The 20,717-nt window shown below is 38.4% G+C and carries 20 protein-coding genes, 1 pseudogene and 1 other annotated feature; all 21 genes and pseudogenes read right to left on the bottom strand.

Going from position 1 to position 20,717, the window contains the following annotated elements; genetic code table 11:
- Nucleotides 1-122 precede the first annotated feature (122 nt).
- The 21 genes and pseudogenes from BALCAV_RS06480 to mnmA all read right to left on the bottom strand — a co-directional run bounded on the left by BALCAV_RS06480 (nucleotide 123) and on the right by mnmA (nucleotide 20,674).
- Nucleotides 123-1,622: an MDR family MFS transporter gene (locus BALCAV_RS06480; protein WP_052044347.1), complete on the bottom strand. Its 1,500-nt coding sequence runs from the start codon at nucleotides 1,620-1,622 to the stop codon at nucleotides 123-125.
- Between the two features lie 269 nt (nucleotides 1,623-1,891).
- Entirely contained in the window at nucleotides 1,892-2,125 is a 234-nt protein-coding gene (locus tag BALCAV_RS06485; RefSeq protein ID WP_003324010.1) for a YrhC family protein, read from the bottom strand.
- A gap of 95 nt (nucleotides 2,126-2,220) precedes the next feature.
- A complete protein-coding gene (gene mtnN / locus BALCAV_RS06490; RefSeq protein ID WP_003324012.1) occupies nucleotides 2,221-2,910 on the bottom strand; it encodes a 5'-methylthioadenosine/S-adenosylhomocysteine nucleosidase in 690 nt (229 codons plus the stop codon).
- A gap of 508 nt (nucleotides 2,911-3,418) precedes the next feature.
- Nucleotides 3,419-4,039, bottom strand: a complete 621-nt coding sequence (locus tag BALCAV_RS06495; protein WP_003321495.1) for a YrrS family protein — start codon at nucleotides 4,037-4,039, stop codon at nucleotides 3,419-3,421.
- 276 nt (nucleotides 4,040-4,315) lie between these two features.
- Nucleotides 4,316-4,792: a transcription elongation factor GreA gene (greA, locus tag BALCAV_RS06500; protein WP_003321494.1), complete on the bottom strand. Its 477-nt coding sequence runs from the start codon at nucleotides 4,790-4,792 to the stop codon at nucleotides 4,316-4,318.
- 247 nt (nucleotides 4,793-5,039) lie between these two features.
- Complete coding sequence (gene udk, locus BALCAV_RS06505; protein WP_003321493.1) at nucleotides 5,040-5,675, bottom strand: uridine kinase; 636 nt, start codon at nucleotides 5,673-5,675, stop codon at nucleotides 5,040-5,042.
- On the bottom strand, nucleotides 5,672-6,937 hold the full coding sequence (locus tag BALCAV_RS06510) for a peptidase U32 family protein (RefSeq protein ID WP_003321492.1): 1,266 nt from the start codon (nucleotides 6,935-6,937) through the stop codon (nucleotides 5,672-5,674). Before BALCAV_RS06510 ends, udk begins: the two co-directional genes overlap by 4 nt.
- A 12-nt stretch (nucleotides 6,938-6,949) precedes the next feature.
- Entirely contained in the window at nucleotides 6,950-7,888 is a 939-nt protein-coding gene (locus BALCAV_RS06515; protein WP_003321490.1) for a peptidase U32 family protein, read from the bottom strand.
- A gap of 14 nt (nucleotides 7,889-7,902) precedes the next feature.
- Nucleotides 7,903-8,541 (bottom strand): O-methyltransferase, encoded by a 639-nt coding sequence (locus BALCAV_RS06520; protein ID WP_003321489.1) that lies wholly within the window; start codon nucleotides 8,539-8,541, stop codon nucleotides 7,903-7,905.
- Nucleotides 8,542-8,628: 87 nt separating this feature from the next.
- The gene (gene mltG / locus BALCAV_RS06525) at nucleotides 8,629-9,798 is read right to left on the bottom strand and encodes an endolytic transglycosylase MltG (RefSeq protein WP_003321488.1); all 1,170 of its coding nucleotides are present in this window, start codon (nucleotides 9,796-9,798) and stop codon (nucleotides 8,629-8,631) included.
- Between the two features lie 357 nt (nucleotides 9,799-10,155).
- Nucleotides 10,156-10,443, bottom strand: coding sequence for a DUF1292 domain-containing protein (locus BALCAV_RS06530; protein ID WP_003321487.1), 288 nt, complete (start codon nucleotides 10,441-10,443; stop codon nucleotides 10,156-10,158).
- A 15-nt stretch (nucleotides 10,444-10,458) separates the two neighbouring features.
- Entirely contained in the window at nucleotides 10,459-10,875 is a 417-nt protein-coding gene (gene ruvX, locus BALCAV_RS06535) for a Holliday junction resolvase RuvX (protein WP_003321486.1), read from the bottom strand.
- Nucleotides 10,872-11,144 carry an IreB family regulatory phosphoprotein gene (locus tag BALCAV_RS06540; RefSeq protein ID WP_003321485.1) on the bottom strand — a complete coding sequence of 91 codons (273 nt, stop codon included), beginning with the start codon at nucleotides 11,142-11,144 and terminating at the stop codon, nucleotides 10,872-10,874. The genes ruvX and BALCAV_RS06540 overlap by 4 nt, the downstream gene beginning before the upstream one ends.
- A gap of 92 nt (nucleotides 11,145-11,236) precedes the next feature.
- Entirely contained in the window at nucleotides 11,237-13,876 is a 2,640-nt protein-coding gene (gene alaS / locus BALCAV_RS06545) for an alanine--tRNA ligase (protein WP_003321484.1), read from the bottom strand.
- Between the two features lie 98 nt (nucleotides 13,877-13,974).
- Nucleotides 13,975-14,183: a binding site (T-box leader), on the bottom strand.
- Nucleotides 14,184-14,228: 45 nt separating this feature from the next.
- Nucleotides 14,229-15,301: pseudogene (locus tag BALCAV_RS23410) on the bottom strand (AI-2E family transporter).
- A gap of 205 nt (nucleotides 15,302-15,506) precedes the next feature.
- Entirely contained in the window at nucleotides 15,507-15,695 is a 189-nt protein-coding gene (locus BALCAV_RS06555) for a DUF3918 family protein (RefSeq protein ID WP_003321482.1), read from the bottom strand.
- Between the two features lie 60 nt (nucleotides 15,696-15,755).
- Nucleotides 15,756-15,944, bottom strand: a complete 189-nt coding sequence (locus BALCAV_RS06560; protein WP_003321481.1) for a hypothetical protein — start codon at nucleotides 15,942-15,944, stop codon at nucleotides 15,756-15,758.
- A 15-nt stretch (nucleotides 15,945-15,959) separates the two neighbouring features.
- Nucleotides 15,960-16,433 (bottom strand): PRC-barrel domain-containing protein, encoded by a 474-nt coding sequence (locus BALCAV_RS06565; protein ID WP_003321480.1) that lies wholly within the window; start codon nucleotides 16,431-16,433, stop codon nucleotides 15,960-15,962.
- Nucleotides 16,434-16,488: 55 nt separating this feature from the next.
- Nucleotides 16,489-18,798: an SF1B family DNA helicase RecD2 gene (gene recD2 / locus BALCAV_RS06570; RefSeq protein ID WP_003321478.1), complete on the bottom strand. Its 2,310-nt coding sequence runs from the start codon at nucleotides 18,796-18,798 to the stop codon at nucleotides 16,489-16,491.
- A gap of 7 nt (nucleotides 18,799-18,805) precedes the next feature.
- A complete protein-coding gene (locus BALCAV_RS06575; RefSeq protein WP_003321476.1) occupies nucleotides 18,806-19,468 on the bottom strand; it encodes a tetratricopeptide repeat protein in 663 nt (220 codons plus the stop codon).
- A 99-nt stretch (nucleotides 19,469-19,567) separates the two neighbouring features.
- Nucleotides 19,568-20,674: a tRNA 2-thiouridine(34) synthase MnmA gene (gene mnmA, locus BALCAV_RS06580; protein WP_235213082.1), complete on the bottom strand. Its 1,107-nt coding sequence runs from the start codon at nucleotides 20,672-20,674 to the stop codon at nucleotides 19,568-19,570.
- Between the last annotated feature and the right edge of the window lie 43 nt (nucleotides 20,675-20,717).

The raw sequence follows: 20,717 nt of genomic DNA on the forward strand, positions 1-20,717 counted from the left end.
TCTCAACAAAAAAAGAACTATCACACAAAGGATTTACCTTTGGGATAGTCCTTAATGTTATTTCTGTAGCGACAATTAACCTTTACCTCTTTGGTTTACTAACTTGAAATGAATTTCTTCGATTATTTCACTGCTTTTTCTTGATTCGGTTTACCTTTTGGTAAGGCAAGAACAAAAACTAAACTCACAATCGCCAACATGACTAACATCATAAATAGCCATTGGTATCCAGATGATAAACCATTTTGTAAAATCGACTGCTCCAATGAGGAAAGAGCTGCCAATTGTTCTCCTTCTAACAAAGCACTTACTGCATCAAGCGACGGTTCAAAACTTAATTGCTCGTGATGTTCTTCTAGTGATTGTTTAATACGATAGTTAAGGATGCCGCCAAGAAAAGCAACTCCTACACTTCCTCCTAATTGACGCATAAACAAATTAAGCGACGTCGCTTCTCCTCTAATATTCCAAGGTACCGTTGATTGAATCGAAACGATAAATGTCGTTGTCATAAATCCCATCCCGACTCCAATAAAAAACGAGCCGAAAGCCGCGATAAGAGCAAATGGAAGAACATTTAATAGAACATAACAAATGGAGCCGACGACAAGACTAACTCCTCCAATGACAGCGGTCGTACGAAACCCCGTCTTTAGCATCATTCTTCCAGCAATCATTGCCGAAAGTGGCCAGCCAATCGATATAACGGTTAACGTTAACCCGGCAACTAATGGTGTAGCGAACAATGACCCTTGTACAAAAGTCGGTAAAAAACTTGAAATCGCGAGTAAAATGGCTCCAGCTGTAAATGAAGCAATATTAGCGATTCGCACCCCTTTTTCTTTCCATAACGACAGCGTCATAATTGGTTCTGCAGCTCTTTTTTCCTGCTTCAAAAACAAATAAAAGCTACTACAAGATAAAAGCAATAGTAACCAAAAGATAGCATCTGTCCAATACCAGCTTGTTCCTGTTTGAATAAATAGGATCATTGCTGGAGCAATCGCTAATAATAACAAAATGGCTCCTCCATAATCAATCTGTTTTTTCGATTGACTAACGGGTTCTTTTAAATAAATGAGGATAATCACGACCGCTAAAATACCAAGTGGAATGTTTACCCAAAATACCCAAGACCAGTGTAAATATGTAACGATTGTCGCTCCAATAATCGGTCCAGCTACCGCAGAAATTCCCCAAACGCTTGATAAATAACCTTGAATGTTCGCACGTTCTTCTTTTGTATAAATATCACCAACAATCGTCGTCGCCATTGGCTGAACAGCACCTGCTCCAATTCCCTGTATTAAGCGACTAATAATAAGCATTTCCATTGAGGTGGAAAAACCGCATAATAAGGAACCTAATAAAAAGAAAAACATTCCAATAGCAAATATTCTTTTCCTTCCATACATATCGGCAAGTTTCCCATAAATCGGTATTGTCATCACTTGCATAAGCAAATACGCAGAAAATACCCAACTAAATAGGGAGAACCCCCCTAAATCCACAACAATCCCTGGCATAACGGTTGCGACGATCGTTGCTTCAACTGCTGACACAAACATCGCCAGCATAATAGCAAATAATATTAACGGTCTCTTTGATTGTTTGTCCAACATTCTCTCTCCCATAACAAAATACGTCTATATTTTTTAACTTTTATCTCTTTCTATCATAAACGGTTTTTACTAGAATTTATACCGCTAGCTTTGTTTATCTATCTTTCTAACTGAAAGTACCCATATTACACATCTATATTCAAAAAACAAAAGCCAAACTCCTTTCCTTTTGGATAAGAAATTTGGCTTGGCTGAATTTAATTAAGTGTATGCATTTTATTTAATGTTTAGAAGCAAAAATTTGAATCATTTCATGCAGCCACTTCATGTCATTTGTCATAAAGCTCTGATTCTGCTTTTTTAGTGAAATAATGACAGAGGCAAGCAAAAGTAAGCATGATAAAAACTCCAACAATTAACAGAGGAGACACCCAAGGTGCTTTTCCTTCAACTGGAACAATAATACCTAGAAATAAAATCGTACTTAGTGAAAGTAAAATAAAACGAAATCGATTATAGTCATCTATTTTTCCTTCTAACTCTTGTAATTCTTTTTCATTCATTAGGCTCCCCTCCTATCTAGTTCCCATTTTAACATGAAAGATTCATATAAATAGTGGGAACAGACGGGAGATGAGGAGAGTTTTACCAAAAAAAATTAGATGCTTTCAATCATTAACAAAACTTGTTTCGCCGAATGAACGGAAGCTTTTTCTAAAAACTGCTCATAAGAAAGTTTCGCCTCTTGACCTGCGATATCAGATAATGAGCGAATAATAACAAAAGGAGTTCCGAATTGATGACAAACTTGAGCAATCGCTCCCGCTTCCATTTCTGCACAAGCTGGTTCATTAAAAATCTCCTTTAACTCAAGAACACGGTTATGGTCGCTCATAAAAGAATCACCGGATAAAATTAATCCTGGTACTGAAGGAACACCGACCTTCTTAGCAGCTTCAGTTGCAAGAGTTACTAATTCTTGAGCTGGTTGATAATAAGCCGGCATTTGAGGCACCTGGCCAAATTCATAACCGAAAACCGTTGCATCGACATCATTGTAACGAACCTCTGTTGAAATGACAATATCTCCAACCTTTAGGGACTCGTTAAAGCCACCAGCCGAACCCGTGTTAATAATCGCTTTTGGTTTAAACAGCTGAATCAATAAAGTCGTTCCAACTGCAGCATTCACTTTTCCAATCCCCGATTTTAAAAGTACGACTTCTTTTCCATTCATCGTCCCTTGATGAAATTCACAGCCAGCAATTGTTGTATCAACTCGATTGTCAATTTTGCTTTTTAATAATTCTACTTCTTCTTCCATTGCTCCAATAATTCCAATTGTCACTTACTTTACCACCTTTATTTATTTTTAAAGTATTTGTATTTATCACTTACAAATTTTTTATTGAGCCCTATTAGGCTAATTCCTTACAAGTATACACATTTTTTTAATAAAAATCATGTCTGAAAGGAGATTACGTCGCTGATTTTGACTTAGAGTCCTTATTATTCATCGTATCTAGCGGACTTCCGTAAGCCGGTACTCAATCAACACCACTCATATATCCGATCAGTGCCTTTTGATTTCCTTTGCGGCTCTGATTCGATGGCTTTGGACTTCATTGACAGCCTTTGATTCCCTTTCCGGCCCTTATTCACTCGCTTCCGGCTTCATTCACACCTTTTGATTCCCTTTGCCTATCTTTTTCAACTGCTTTCAGCTTCATAGGGGACCTTTTCGATAAGTGATAGGCCCTTAAAAACTAATCAAAGCCGATGTCTTTTACTGCGTGTAAAAGACATCGGCTTTTTCTATTTAAGGGCTGATGAACCAGCCTGTTTTCATATAATGTTTAACGGTATGGGTTGCTGTCTAATTGTTTTTTCTCCAGTGGTTGCCAGCCTTCTCCTTCGACAAATTCCATTAGGATTTCATATGGTCGGTCGACATTTTCACGGTCGGATACAACTCCTTTGACGCGGTGTGAACTACCACCATTTCCAATAAACCAGACCGTCATATTATCCTCACTTAAACCTGTTGCATATCGAAGGGCTCTTTCTTTTTCCTGCCAATTTAAGCTCCCTTTATTAAAATCATGGACGTAAGCACCCGATTGATTCGTTCCTACTGGCTCCCACTCCCCGTCCTCTACTGGTTCAAGCTCACCATCTTCATCATCCTCTTCTCTTGCCTCTTCATCTTCTTCCTCTGTTGCATTCTCATCGTCATTTGTTCCGTTTTCTTCATTTGAGTCAGTTGTTGTCTCTTCATTTGGATCTGTACCCTCTTCACTTTCTTCTAATCCCGATTCAATTTGTTGCTCTGATTCTTCTTGCCCTACTTCTGTTGAGGTTGGCTTAAAGATTTGCCATGCAAACACTCCTATTAAAGCAATCACTACAACTATCGATATATTTAAAAGCTGATTTAAGCGCTGTTTCTTCCTGCTATCCGATCTCGATCTTTGCATTCAACGTCTCCTCCTAAAACTATATCTATATTCATAAGTAAGAACATTAAGGCACAGCTGATATTATCGTTAAAAAGTATAAATACCACTATGACCTAGTCCCTGCTAATGGCCTGCTTCTCGGCAAGCTTTCTTTATATTATAACGAACTTTGAGTAAAAAAGGCAGTCGAATATTATTACGATATTGCATAAAATTATCAAAACAAAACAGACCAATAGAAAAATTCTACTAGCCTGTTATTAAAATTATTTTTAAAGGAAGGAAAGATTCCTATTAGCTAATTTCTAAAATTTCTAATTCCATATCGCCAGCAGGAGTGTTTACAATCACTTTATCATTCACAGAGCGACCCAATAAACTTTTTGCCATTGGTGAGTCGTTTGAAATTTTACCTTCAGCTGGATCGGACTCTGCACTACCAACGATTGTATATACTTCTTCTTCTCCATCAGGAAGCTCGATAAATTTAACGGTTTTACCTAAAGAAACGACATTACTTCCGCCCTCTTCATCTTCAATCATAACAGCGTTACGAATCATTTTTTCAATTTGAGCAATACGCCCTTCAACGAATGCCTGCTCTTCTTTTGCTGAATCGTACTCCGAGTTCTCCGATAAATCTCCAAAGCTACGTGCGATTTTGATTCGTTCAACCACTTCTTTACGTCGTTCTGTTTTTAAATATTCTAATTCCTCTTCTAATTTACGCTTTCCATCCATTGTCATATAATGCTTTTTTTCTTCAGCCATTAGTGTCACTCCTCATTAAATAAATACTGTTGTTATTTTTCTTACTAGGTTTTATTTTCTTATCCCACTTAGTGTAAAGAAGAGCTGCGTCATTGATTACGAAGTTAGGCTGTTCTTAATTAGAACCTTTTTTTGAATGTTTCTTTCCAATCGTTTTAACTATGAATCCGCTTTACTCTTTCTTTACGTCTTTCATCTTGTAAAGAAGCAAGGTTGGAATCTATCCCACCTCGCTTTTCTTATCCTATTACAAAATGACTTTTTCTTCAATAATTGCTCTTATTTTTGTTGCCATTAAATCAATGGCGACTCGATTTTGACCACCTTCAGGAACGATGATATCAGCGTAACGTTTCGTTGGTTCGATAAATTGTAAATGCATTGGTCGAACAACGCCTGTATATTGATCGATAACCGATTCAATCGTACGCCCACGCTCATTAATATCACGGACGAGCCTTCGCATAATTCGTAAATCAGCATCTGTATCAACGAATAATTTAATATCCATGATATCACGTAATCGTTCATCTTCCAAAATTAAAATACCTTCAAGTATAATGACATCTTTTGGTTCAATCTTAATCGTTTCATTTGAACGGGTATGCTTAGCATAATCATAAACAGGTTTATCCACACTTTCACGATTCACTAGCTTTAATAAATGTTCAAGTAATAAATCATTATCAAAAGCAAGTGGATGATCATAATTCGTTTGCAAACGGTCATTAAAATCGAGATGACTTTGATCTTTATAATATGCATCTTGCTCAATTAATACAATTGATTTTTCATTAAATTGGCAAGAAATTTCTTTAGCTACTGTTGTTTTGCCGGAGCCTGTCCCACCAGCTACACCAATGATGATTGGTTTTGACTTCATGAACGAACCTCTCTTCTCATCATGTTTTGCGGGTAAATAGGTTTGTCCACCTTAAATTTAACAATTTGTAATGGATGTTTGGCCGCATCTAATTCTCTTCCTTTTTCATCCCATATCATTTCCACTTTTTGAACGAAATGGTCGATTTCTGGTCCGAAAAATTCTACTTCGTCCCCTTGTTTAAAATAATTTCGTTGTTGTAAGGTAACGATTTTTGTGTGTTCATCATAATCTAGGACAAGTCCACTAAAATCATAGTTTGTCCTTTTCGGGTGATTCCCATACATTTGTTCCTTGTAAGAGGGAACACCTTCAAAAAATTGTGGGGCAAAGTCACGATTCGCACATTTTTCGAGTTCATCTAGCCAAGACTTCTCGATCGTAAAATGATCGGGGTCAGCACAATAAGCGTCAATTACTTTACGATAAACACTTGTAACCGTTGCAACATAATGGATCGACTTCATTCTTCCTTCGACCTTTAAGCTGTCAATTCCTGCTTCGATCAGTTTTGGTATTGACTGAATCAAGTTTAAATCTTTTGGACTCATCGTATAACGAATATCATCATTTGAATAAAGGGCTTTTTCACCGTTTTCATTCGTCTCTACTAAATCATATTCCCAACGACAGGATTGACAGCAGCCACCACGATTTGAATCGCGTGCCGTCATATGATTACTTAACACACAACGACCTGAATAAGCAATACACATGGCCCCATGAACGAATGTCTCAATTTCAATATCAACTTTTCGTTTCATTTCAAGCATTTCATCTAAACTTACTTCACGAGCTAAAACGACTCGATGTAAACCCTCTTCCTTCCAGAACTTTACAGCGAGATGATTACTCAAAGATTGTTGTGTACTTAAATGAACCTCGACTTTTGGTGCTACACTTTTACATGTCTCAATAATTAAAGGGTCGGCAACGATAATACCAGAAATACCAACCTCTTGTAAACCTATTAGGTACTCTTCTAACCCCGACATGTTTTCATTATGGGCATAAATATTCGTTGTCACATAGACTTTTGCTCCATATCTTTTCGCAAATTCAACACCTTCACGCATTTCTTCCTTCGTAAAGTTATCCGCATTGGAACGTAATCCAAATTCTTGCCCACCGATATATACGGCATCTGCTCCGTAATGTATCGCCACTTTTAGCTTTTCTAAACTACCAGCAGGTGCTAAAAGTTCAGGCTTTTTAACGATCACTCTTTTGCCTTCTTTTGTACGCTCTGCAATCATTTCCATATAGTCCTCCTACTAGTAAACCGTTTCCTTAAAGAAAAACCCTGTATCGATTGTCCGATTTTCTGGTTGGATTTGTTCTATTAATTGAAGCCATTCCTCTTTTTTCTTCCCATATTCACTTTGCTTACTAACGCATAAATCAATCGCTTCACGATACAGCTGTGTTATTTTGACTAAATAATCGGTTGACTTTAAAATTCCATCTATCTTAAAGCTATCTACCTTTGCCTCAATCATTTCCTCTAATTCATCGATGATACAAATATCATGTGGACTTAATATATGGGTTCCATTTTCATCTTCAAAAATAGGATATTTGACGCCTCGCTCTGGATCAGCAAGCATCAATCCTCTATGTTGATCCGTTCTTTCAACGGCAAGATTATTTCCTTGAAAACTCATATAATTACCAATAAGCGTCCGTTTTGATTGAAACATACAAGTAGCTCCGTGTACTTGCACCTCCAACTCTACATCTGCCTCTTCTTTCATTTCAATGATTTCATCCATGCTAAGTTCTCTTGCTAAAACCGCTCTTTTGGCCCCTTTACGCCCCCAATAGTTGGCCGTAAACCAATTGGTCGCTGTCGTTTCAGGGTTCCAATGGAGCTTCATCTGTGGAGCTTCAGAACGGACAGTCATTAAAACAGCTGGATCACCAAAAACAATCGCATCGACTTTTGTTTCAGCTAAAAACCGGACATAATCGGCTAATTCATCAATTTTATCATTATGAAAAAGAGCATTCATCGCCACATAGATTTTTTTTCCTAATGTGTGGGCTATTTCGGTTGCTTCTTTTACTTGTTCACGAGTAAATTCACCTGCTAACCGTAACCCATAACGTTGTTCGCCGATTATAAATGCATCGGCTCCTGCTTCACTTAAAACAGAAATCGCGTCTAAATCTTTTGGCGTCACGAGTAGCTCTGGTTTTTTTTGTTCATTCAAAACAGACACCTTCTTTATTTTTTAATACTAATCGCTAACCCATCTCCTACCGGAAGGATTCTCGTATCATAATCTGGATGCAACATTAGCGATTCATTGTATCGCTGCAGCTTCTTAACCATCCCTCTTAAACGTTTACTCTCCACTTCTACTTCCGTCACGAGTCCTCTAAATAAAACATTATCAGAAAAAATAATACCACCTGATCTTACTTTTTGGCTATACAAATCAAAAAAACGCTGATATTGACCTTTGGCAGCATCAATAAATAATACATCAAAGTCAGCTTCTGGTTCAAGTGATTCAAATATGTCTAACGCATCTCCAAAATGTATCTGAATCCGCTCAGTCAGGCCCAAATCTGAGACATTTTTTTTCGCTTCTAAATATCTCGGTTCATCACGTTCAATCGTCACAACGGTTACTTCAGGCAAACTAGTCGCCATCCGAATCGCTGAATATCCAATAGCCGTTCCAATTTCGAGAATTCGTTTCGGTTGCACTAATTTGAGTTGTTGTAACAAACATTCCATCCCAACTAAATCCATTATCGGCACATCATGTTCAAGAGCATAAGCTTCGATTGCTTCTATTTTTTCACCACGTCTGGGAGCAAGTTTTTTTAGATAAGCTTCTATTTTTTCATCAATCATATGTTCACCTCTTATTCTCCATTATGCCTTCTCTTAGTGTATTCAAACAGAAGGAATGTGAATGATTTCATCCACATCCCCTCATTTTTATTCAGAATCATCCTCAGACTCTTCATCATTTTGACCATTTTGGAAATCATACCATTCTTGACGATATTTATTAGCTACTTCAGTATGTTCTTGGAACGTATTCGTATATAATACTTGTCCATTGACACGAGCAAAGAAATAAAAGGCTTCAATGTCATCTGGTCTCATCGAGGCAATAATAGAATCTTGCCCAGGATTGGCAATTGGACCAATCGGGATACCTTCATACCGATACGTATTATATGGTGAATCATACTCTAAATCTGCCAAGGTTGTAATATACAAATGTTCTCCAATCGCATAAGCAACCGTTGGATCGACTTGGAGACGCATATTCGTTTCAAGACGGTTATAAAGAACTCCTGATATTTTATAGCGGTCCTCCGATTGCTGGGCTTCACGTTCAATAATAGAAGCCAAGGCTAATAATTCATGGAAAGTATACTCGCTTGTGTTCACTTCCTCGATATAATTATCATAAATAGCCTGGGTACGATTAAGCATCTCTTCAATAATGGTCTCGATTTCTGGATTTTCATCGGTAAAGTCATATCGTGCCGGAAATAAGTAGCCTTCTAATGGCTGTTTAATATCTTCCTGCAAAATTTCATCTGTAAGCATGTCATAACGGTCAATTAAAGAATTTAAATACTCTTCGTTTTCTACAACCTCTAAAATTTCATCTGTAGAATGATCCGTATTATTAGCGATAATCTCAACTGTATCTACTAACCATCTACCTTCAGGAATCGTAAAACTTAAAGCATAATCAACCATCACGGTACCTTCTTTTAACTCTGCGATTAAATCATCCATTGTCATACCCGTCGATAATTCATAAGTTCCTGCTTGAAATCCTGATTCATTTTTATAACGAACATAATAACGAAAGACTGTCGCATTTTGTACTAAGCCTTCTTCTTCTAAGATCGTCCCAATTGTTGACGGTCCTGACCCGATCGGGATCGTCACTTCAATTTTCTCAGGATTTTCCTCATTCATGGGTTCTAAAGCTGACTTTATGTAATTAAATCCACTAATTGCCACAATAGCCCCAGCAATTAATAAGACAAGAACCGTCACAAGTACGACTCTTCTCACGATTTTTGCTTGTGACACCCGTTCTTCAAATAGTTCATTTTTTGGCTTTTTATTGGATTCAGACATTGTTCTCCTCCTTACACCGTTCCATTATACTATAAACGAAAAAGAAATCAGTAGTAATTTCAGTGATTTTGTCGATTTATTCCTTTTAATGGATTAAAGTTGGCAATATTATTATTAGGATGTGTTAATGTAGTGGGCATCACACATTCTATCGTTAGCTTTTTTAATTTGACGAGGTTGCGCTTTGTTTTTTATACCATCCCCTGCCATGTTCGGGTGGACGAGCTTCCTCTCCCTTTTTTACACTCCCTCACGAGTCAACTCTGAAGAACAACGCTCTTGCTCCGACCACCCCGTGCAAAATGCAAAAAACTCCTCCCAACACCATTCGGCGTTCGGAGGAGTTTGGACTGTAATTTATTCTTCTTCTGCTTCTTCAGAAAATGTGTTAAGCATTTCTTCGATGATTTCCCATTCTTCGTCTGTTTCGACTGGGAATAGGGCGATGTCGTTTTCTTCATCGTCACGGTCTTCGTAACGGAATGCAAAAACTTCCACTTCTTCATCTTCTGCTTCTTCTCCAACAGGAGTCACAAGAATATATGATTGGTTCGTTTCGTCAACTGTAAATTTAAATAACTCATCAAATAAATGTTCGTCACCATTCTCATCAGGAATGACAATGCGATCTTTTTCTTCTGTCATGCTTACACCTCTTTATTATTTATGATCAAGATAACCCTGTAAAATAAGGACAGCGGCCATTTTATCAATTACTTGTTTTCTTTTTTTACGGCTAACATCAGCTGTAATTAACATACGCTCTGCTGCAACTGTTGTCAATCGCTCGTCCCATAGTTTGACTTGAATTCCTTCAATCTCGTTTTCAAGTTGTTTAGCAAATGCTTGGCACATTTCGCCACTTGGGCCAATCGTTCCATTCATGTTCTTTGGCAAACCAACTACAATCGCCGTGACTTCATGCTCTTGTACAAGCTCTGAAACGCTCTTGATATCAGATTGTAAATCATCTTCTGAGCGTTTCAAAGTGACAAGTCCTTGAGCAGTCCAGCCTAATTCATCACTTAATGCGACACCGATGGTTTTTGTTCCTACATCTAGTCCTAACGTTCTCATCCAATCTCCTTACGATGTTGTGATAAATATGATTTTACTAGCTGTTCAATCAATTCATCTCTTTCAAGCTTGCGGATAAGTGTACGCGCTTCTTTATGACGTGGAATGTAAGCAGGGTCACCAGATAACAAATAACCAACAATTTGATTAATTGGATTATATCCCTTTTCCTCTAAGGCCTCATACACTGAAAGCAAAACCTCTTGGACATCAACATCAACGGAATCATCAGGAAAATTAAATTGCATCGTTTTGTCCATAGAGCTCATCACAAACACCTCTTTCTTCAATAACCATTTGTATAATTAAACAGTGTATACAAATAGCTTGTTTATATCCATTGTACACCATCTCCATTAAATTAGGAAATTGATTTTACGTAATCTGTTACATATGCTATCGCTGCATCTACTTGTTCAGGTTTTTTTCCACCTGCTTGAGCCATGTCTGGACGACCACCACCGCCACCGCCACAGCGTGTTGCTACTTCTTTTACAATCTTTCCAGCATGGAATCCTTTTGCCATTAAATCTTTTGTAACCCCAGCAACGATATTTACTTTTTCTCCATTTACAGCAGCAAGAACAATAATACCTGATTGTAAGTCTTGTTTCAATTGATCGACAATAGAGCGTAAACCGTCCATATCACCAGCTTCTACTTTTTTCGCTAAGACACGGACACCATCGACGTCAACCGTTTCATTCACAAGGTTCCCAGCTTCCATGTTACCCAATTTAGCTGCAAGTGATTCATTTTCACGTTGAGATTGACGAATTTGTTGTTGAAGAGCTTCGACACGAGCTGGAACATCCTTCACATTTTTCGCTTTTATTAACTCTGCCGCTTCGTGAAGTAAATCAAGCTGTTCTTTCATAAATTGATAAGCACCTTTACCTGTCACAGCTTCAATTCGTCTGATCCCTGCTCCGATTCCTGACTCAGAAACAATTTTAAATAAGCCAATTTCAGCTGAATTGCTCACATGACAACCACCACATAATTCAAGGCTATAATCACCAATTTGTACAACACGTACGATATCGCCATATTTTTCACCAAATAAAGCCATCGCTCCCATTGCTTTTGCATCATCAATTTTTTTATTTGAAATGTTTACATTGATTGCGTCCCAAATCTTTTCATTGACAATCGCTTCTACTTTTTGAAGTTCCTCTTGTTTGACTTGTCCGAAATGCGAAAAGTCAAAACGTAATCTTTCCTCTGACACGAGGGAACCTGCTTGATTAACATGTGCTCCTAATACATCTTTCAGTGCTTGGTGTAATAAATGGGTTGCTGTATGGTTTTTTACAATCCCGTTTCGTTCCGTTTGCTCCACAATCGCTTCAACAATTTGTCCTTGTGATAATTCCCCTTCTTCTACTTTTACAGTATGAAGATGTTGTCCATTTGGAGCTTTTTTTACATCTAGTACAGAAACGAGTAACCCATTTGCTCGGAAAATCCCATTATCAGAAACTTGCCCACCACTTTCAGCATAAAATGGTGTTTGAGCTAAAATAACTTGTGCTTCTTCTCCCGTTTTTGCTAAATCAACTTTAGATTTATTAACGAGAATAACTTCTACTCGAGTTTCTAACTTTAACTGCTCATATCCAACAAATGTACTTTCTGTTTTTAACTCACCTAGTATTTCATCTTGAACTTGCATCGAGCCCGAATCTTGACGAGCTGAACGAGCACGTGTTCTTTGCTTTTCCATCTCTTCTTCAAAACCAGTACGGTCAATTTCCAAGCCTTTATCTTGAACATATTCCTCTGTTAAATCGACAGGGAAGCCATAAGTATCATACAGACGGAAAACATCACGCCCTGCAATTTGTTGTTGCTCGTTCTTTTGGGCATCAGCGATAATTTTTTCTAGAATTGATAACCCTTCATTTAACGTATCATGGAAACGCTCTTCCTCCGTTTTAATGACTTTTTCAACAAAGTCTCTTTTTTCTAAAACTTCTGGGTAAAAATCTTTCATTACTTCGCCAACAACTGGTACGAGTTGATACATAAACGGACGATCAATCCCAATTAATTTCGCATAACGAACCGCACGACGGAGAAGTCTTCTTAGTACATAACCGCGCCCTTCATTAGATGGTAGAGCTCCATCTGTAACCGCAAAAGCAACCGTACGAACATGGTCCGCAATCACTTTAAATGAAACATCTGACTCAACTGAATCGCCATAATTCACCTTAGTTAACTCACTCGTTGCTTGAATAATCGGCATAAATAAGTCTGTTTCAAAGTTGTTTGGAACATCTTGAATGACTGAAACCATTCGTTCAAGTCCCATTCCAGTATCAATGTTTTTCTTCGGAAGTGGTGTATAAGTTCCATCTGGATTATGGTTAAACTGAGAAAATACTAAGTTCCACACTTCAAGATAACGGTCATTTTCTCCCCCTGGATAAAGCTCTGGATCAGACGGGTCATCACCATAAGATGGACCTCGATCATAGAAAATTTCCGTATTCGGACCACTTGGACCTTCTCCGATATCCCAGAAATTCCCTTCCAAACGAATAATCCGCTCTACTGGAACCTTAATTTTCTTTTCCCAATATTCATAGGCCTCATGATCTTCTGGATGGACCGTAACCGATAATTTCTCCGGATCAAAGCCAATCCAATTTTCATCTGTTAAAAACTCCCATGCCAACTCAATCGCTTCTTCCTTAAAATAATCACCAATGGAGAAGTTACCAAGCATTTCAAAAAAAGTATGGTGTCGTGCCGTTTTCCCGACATTCTCAATATCATTTGTTCGAATCGATTTTTGAGCATTCGTAATTCGCGGATTAGCTGGAATCACACGTCCATCAAAATACTTCTTTAAAGTCGCAACCCCACTATTAATCCAAAGTAAGGACGGATCCTCGTGTGGGACAAGTGATGCACTTGGTTCAATGTCATGTCCTTTTTCCTTAAAAAAATCTAAAAACATTTGTCTTACTTGTGCAGAGGTTAATGTTCTCATATTCAAACTCTCCTTTTCCCTTCATTTATCATCTTTAACGATACCAACGTAATCTAAACAACTTCATCATAGAAATAAAAAAACTCACCCCTCTAAACCAAAGGGGCGAGATTATCTCACGCGGTACCACCCTAATTATGAACAACCAAACGTCCATATCTTAAGTGCCTTAACGCGGCTAACGGTAGAGTTTTCTCTACACTCAGGATTAGCTTTCTGCAAACATCGTTCATAGGATTCTTTTCAGCCTAAGAGAATCCCTCTCTTTTATGAAATAATTGCATACTCATTCCGTCAACGTCTTCATCATTATGTAGTTGCCCTTCAATTATAGAAAGCGTTTTTTAAATTGTCAATGTTTCATCACATAAAGTCTTAAATGAAGCAATGTTACTTTTATGACAGCTAAAATTGGGACCGCTAGTAATAATCCAATCACACCCCCGACCTCAACGCCGACTAATAACGCTAAAATAATTAAAAGAGGGTGCATATGCAAAGTACGTCCGACAATAACCGGAGACAAAATATTGCCTTCAATTTGCTGAATAATAAATAAGACAACAATGGCTAGAATCCCAGTTTGCATAGAATCCATTAAAGCAACAACGATAGCAGGTGCCGCTCCAATAATTGGGCCAAAATACGGAATAATATCACATGCTCCGATAAATAACCCTAACAAAATCGCATATGGAACACCTAGAATCCATAAACCAATCGTCGCTAATATAAACACACATATGGAAACGAGAATTTGTCCACGGATATAACTCCCAATTGAGTGGTCGACATCTTTGGCATAACGATGTAATGATTTACGGTATTTTTTCGGCGTTAAATACCAAACCGTTTTCTGAATTAAACCATAATCCTTAAGAAAATAAAAACTAAAAACGGGATCACGACAAGGGATAAAGCAGACTTTAAAATCGAAATCGCCGTTGCTTCTATTTGATCAAGTGCTTTTACTCCTAATGCTTGAAGTTGTTCGACCCATTCATCGACATGGCTAGATAGTGGGGCCGGCAGCCTCTCTAATTGACTTCCTAGCTGAGCCAAATAAGATTGAATCTCCTTCATTTGCTCAGGTAGCAACTGAAGTGCTTCTTGGACTTGTTCAATAATAAAAGGAACACCTAAAAAGCCAGCAAAAGCAATGACTGCAATAAGCACTAAAAAAACGATAAGCACCGAAAGCGTTCGTGATAGTCCATATTTATGTAAGCCTTCTACGATCGGATGAAGCAAATAAGTAATAAGTGCCGCAAGTAAAAAAGGTAATAGCAAAGCTTTAACAACAGCAAAAATAGGCTTAAACGCTGGTGCGAGGGTGATAAAAATATAAATAATAGCTAGTAAAACGAGTGTTAAAATCGCCTTTTGTAAGAAACTTGATACCCTTTCCTTTTCCAACTGATTCACCTCAAATGATAGTGTGTCACAGTTATTAGGAAATTATCATAGGATTTAAGTTTAAGTGCTGATGTCTCCATCCTAGGAGCGATCGGTACCCTCTTTCTCGTTGAAAAAGTTTTTTTAATTTGGTCTTTCATCCATTCAAGTTAAGCTCTTCCAAAAGTAAAAAACCGATCGGCATCAACACCGATCGGTTTGGCATAGCTATAAACTAAAACATCTTCGCGACTTTTTTCTTGGTTTTTTTCCAAGTTTTTTTGTCGACTAAGTTATCCATATCAAAGGTGGTTATCGGTTTCATAAAAGATTGTACCTTTTTTTTATTTCTTCTGCTTGTCATTGAGTAAGCAGCCGCACCGATTCCAATTGCAACTAAGGAGCTAATCGCTGTTGTACGCATTGGGTCACACATCCTTTACTTTAGGATTTTTTAGCATTTAAGTGGCATCCACCTAAAAAGCTATGAGCCCACTTGTAAATCTGAGTCATCAAATAAGTCATCTAATGAACTTAAGGTTCCGTCCTCTTCTACTTGGTGAAGGGAGAGTTTACCATCTGATAAGCTCATTTCGACAAAGCAGTTCCAGCAGTAGTATTGATTCGTTCCTATTTTTCCGATATCTTTCGTTTGGCAATTTGGACAACGCATTTACAGGGCCTCCCTCTAAATAGACAGGATGGCTTTTTCCTTACCGACTACAAGCTTACCGCCGCCTCGAATGACTTTACGTCCTTCAATTAAGTCGGATAATAATCCATCTGTCACTTCATACCCTGTAATCGTGCCCAATTCCTCATTAAAATATACATCTTCTACCAATCCTAGCTTTTCCCCTTCTTCACTCAATAGCAGTTTGCCACGGAATTGGTTTTTGCCATGTTTTAAATGAAGCCTGTGTTTCTCAGCTTCTGTATAATGGTGGAGTTTTTGTAAATCGCTCACCATTATGCCATCATTGCCAATCGAATGAATCTCTTCAATAGGAATAAGATAATGTCTATTCAGCCATCCTCTTTTATCAATCACAATGCTGGATACGCGCCCTTCATCACAAATCAGATCGAGCACAGCTCCAAACTCATTACCTGACCCAACATCAATAACCGGAAGACCTTCAAGTGTCGAAAATGTCCGCAAAGTTATCTCCACCTTTCCGAACATTTTTAGTTTGCTCGGTCAGTTTTGAATTATGTTAGTTGACCTTTTCCATTCCCGAGGTAAGTTCTTGGAGTTTTTCTTTCAATTTGGAATTTCTCAACTGTTCATCCTTTTTTGTAATCGCTGAATGGATTGCAGGAAGTTCACCACAAAGCAGCAAATATTGTTTCGCACGAGTAATCCCCGTGTAAATCAAATTTCGGCGCAGCATTCGATGATAGCTTCGAACAATGGGCATGACAACGATCGGAAATTCACTACCTTGTGATTTATGAATCGAACAACAATAAGCATGTGTAATTTGATTTAAATCTTTTTTCAAATAAACGACTTCAATTCCATCAAAAGAAATAACAACTTGATCCTGTTTTTCCTCAGTTTCCTTCGCATAAAAAATCGCGACAACTTCGCCACGGTCCCCATTATAAACATTTTCCTCTGAATTGTTCACAAGTTGTAAAACAACATCTCCTGTACGATAGGCAACTTCCCCAAATTTAATTTCCCGTTTTTGCTCGGTTTTTGGATTGAATAAGTCCTGCAGCATGACATTTAATTCCGTAATGCCTGCTGGCCCTTTGTACATCGGAGCAAGAACTTGAATTTCTTTTGCCGTAAAGCCTTTCTTTTTGGCATTTTCGCATATTTGCCAGACCGCATCTTTTACTTGATCCGTTGTACATGGAAAAAAGCGCCGATCTGTTTTCGGTTCAGGTAAGCTCGCTGGCATCGCACCTTCCTTAATGGAGTGGGCGAGTTCTATAATCGATGAACCTTCTTCTTGACGATAAATGACGGTTAAAGGTACGGTAGGAATGACTTCTGAATCAAGTAAATCCTTCAACACCTGACCAGGTCCAACAGAAGGTAATTGGTCTTGGTCGCCGACAAAAATAACTTGCATCGTTTTTGGAATCGACCTTAAAAGCTGATTGGCAATCCAGCTATCCACCATCGAAACTTCATCGACAATTAATAATTCTCCTTGAATCGGCTCAGTTTCATCTTTTTCAAATCCACCGTGATTTCCTTTCCAACCGAGTAAACGGTGTATCGTCGTCGCCGGTAATTCCGTCGCCTCACTCATTCGTTTCGCTGCTCGTCCAGTTGGGGCAACAAGCACAATCGGAAATGGGTTACTTCGCGTATACGCTTTTGCATCAAGGGAAATGCCATGTAACCTCGCATAAATCTCGACAATCCCTTTGATGACCGTCGTTTTCCCTGTACCAGGTCCGCCTGTTAAGATCATCATCGGTGAGGAGAGAGCGGTATGAATCGCCTCTTTTTGAGACGGAGCATATTCAATGTTAAATTCCTCTTCAATTTGACCTAACTCTTTTAAAAACTCCGCTTCCGGAAACTCTTCAGCCACTTCGCTACTTAACAACCTTCGCACATTGGACACAATCCCTTTTTCCGCAAAAAATAAGGAATTTAAATAAATACGCTCCTCTTCAATGACGACTAAATCCTCTTCACTCATTTTGAGGAGTTGCTGACTGACCTCATCGGTCGTAATGGCTTCTTTTGGAGACGTAAGTAGTTGAGCCACTTGCCTGACGAACTCTTCTTCAAATAAAAACATATGACCATCCTGAATGCATAACTCCTGCAATAAATAAAGACAGCCTGCTTTTATCCGATCAGGGTGGTTTCCTGTGACACCAATTTCCGCTCCAAGTAAATCGGCCTTGCGAAAGCCAATCCCCTCCACATCTTCAATCAATTGATATGGGTTCGTCCGAATGACATCTAAAGCCTGGTTTTTATAAGCTTGATACACCTTCATTGAAAGCTCCAGTCCAAAACCGTACTTTGACAATGTTAAAAGCACTTGTTCGACACCTTGTTGATCCATTAACTGTTGATAAAGCTGGTCAGCTTTTTCTTGCGGGAATTTTGGCACGAGCTTTAAGACTGAACGATCTTCAATGATTCTAGAAATCGCTTTTTCTCCGAGCGTTTCCACAATTTGTTCCGCTCTTTTTTGACCAATACCTGGAAAACGATTACTTGATAAATATTGAATGACACCATTCTTTGTTTGTGGAAGGTCTCGGCGAAAGCTTTCAATTTGATATTGATGTCCAAAGCGTGGATGTTTGCTCATTTGCCCATGAAAAAAATAAACCTCCCCAGGCTCAAGCTGGGGCAAGAGCCCTACTACAGTAATTTTCTTTTCCTTGTAGTCCTCATTCGTTGCCCGAACCCGAACGAGGGCGACGGTATAGTAGTTTTCCTCATTTTGAAAAACGATGTGAACAACCTCACCCTTTATATAAGGCTGTTCAATTTCTTGGCTCGCATTCGATTGAACTTGCTCATTTGGCTGTTCATTCATCACATTCTCACCCTTGCTCTAACGCTTGTTCGATTGTTTTCTTCCCATTTGCTGCTAATCCATGTGTAGGTTGGATTTCTAAGGCTTGATTAAAACGATCGAGAGCTTTATTTAACTCTTCGTTATATGCATAAGCGACCCCTAAATTAAAGAACGCATCGGCATGTTTAGGATCACGCTGTACAACTTGCTCTAATTGATCAATCGCCTCATCAATTAACTCAAGTTGGGCTAATGTCAAACCGTATTGAAATCTTGCATCCACATCCGCTTCATTTAATTCAACAGCTCGTTGCAAATTCGCTTGAGCATACGGCAAGCTTTCAAGCTGATAATAACTCATCCCAAGCATAAAAAAGACATCACCTTCTTCTAAACCATTCGCTAAAGCTTGTTTGAACATTTTAACGGCTTCTTCAAATTGATCTTGTTTATAATAAATCGTGCCTGCCCCGTAATAAGCGGTTGCTGCTTTTTCATCGTATTCAATCGCTTTATCAAAGAAAACGAGGGCCTTTTCCATTTCCCCAACCGCTCCGAGTAAATTCCCGAAGTTAATATAGCCCGTTGGATTCGTTTTATCCTCCTCTATCGCTTTTGTAAAAGCTTGAGCTGCATCTTCATACTTTTGTTCATTCATCGCTTGAATACCTTGTTCATTCCAGTTCATTTTTTGTTCTCACCTTTCAAATTTGTCCATTTTCACAACACACACGAGGACCTTGATATTATCTTTAGTTTACAGCAAAAAAAGCAAAAGGGAAAACGCCTACTCGGCATTTTCCCACTTTTTTATTACGCGATCAATTGTTCCGCCACCAAGGCAGCGTTCTCCTTCGTAAAGAACAACGGCTTGTCCTGGTGTAATCGCTCTTTGGCGCTCATCAAATTGCACCTTAGCCGTACCATCTGCTTGAGGATAAACCGTTACAGGGACATCTGTTTGACGATAACGGAATTTCGCAGTACATGTAAAAGGCTCCAAACGTGGTTCAGTTGCAATATAATTCATCTCAATCGCTTCTAAACCTTCAGTATATAAACCATCATGATGGTAACCTTGACCTACATATAATATATTTTCTTTTACATTTTTATCAATGACAAACCAAGGCTCACCTGGTCCACCAATTCCTAAACCTTGACGTTGGCCGAGTGTGTAATACATTAAGCCATCATGTTTTCCTTTCACTTCCCCATCAAAGGTTTGCATTTCCCCTGGTTGAGCAGGTAAAAATTCCGATAAAAATTCTTTAAAGTTTCGCTCACCAATAAAACAAATACCCGTACTATCTTTTTTCGTTGCCGTCGCCAGATTTGCTTGTTTCGCAATTTCCCGAACTTCTTTTTTCGGTAAATGCCCTAAAGGAAACATTACTTTTGATAATTGCTGTTGTGACAACGCATTAAGGAAATATGTTTGATCCTTATTGTCATCAGCCCCACGTAATAATTGAACTTCTCCGTCCACTTCCTTTACTTGAGCATAATGACCAGTTGCCACATAATCAGCACCTAATGTTAAAGCGTGATTTAAAAAGGCTTTAAATTTAATTTCTTTATTACACATAACATCAGGATTTGGCGTTCTACCTGATTTGTATTCCTCAAGAAAATACGTAAACACCTTATCCCAATATTGTTTTTCAAAATTGACGGCATAATAGGGAATGCCAATCTGGTTACAAACGCGAATGACGTCTTCGTAATCCTCGGTCGCTGTACAAAAACCAGTTTCGTCTGTATCATCCCAGTTTTTCATAAAAATGCCAATCACATCATATCCTTGCTCTTTTAAAAGCAAAGCTGTCACAGAGGAATCAACTCCTCCTGACATCCCAACAACAACACGTGTGTTTTCAGGACTTTTATTCAATTGATTCACCACCATTTCCGAGTTGTCTGAATGAAGGTCAAAC

Source organism: Alkalihalobacillus alcalophilus ATCC 27647 = CGMCC 1.3604 (assembly GCF_000292245.2).
Classification (GTDB): domain Bacteria; phylum Bacillota; class Bacilli; order Bacillales; family Bacillaceae_D; genus Alkalihalobacillus; species Alkalihalobacillus alcalophilus.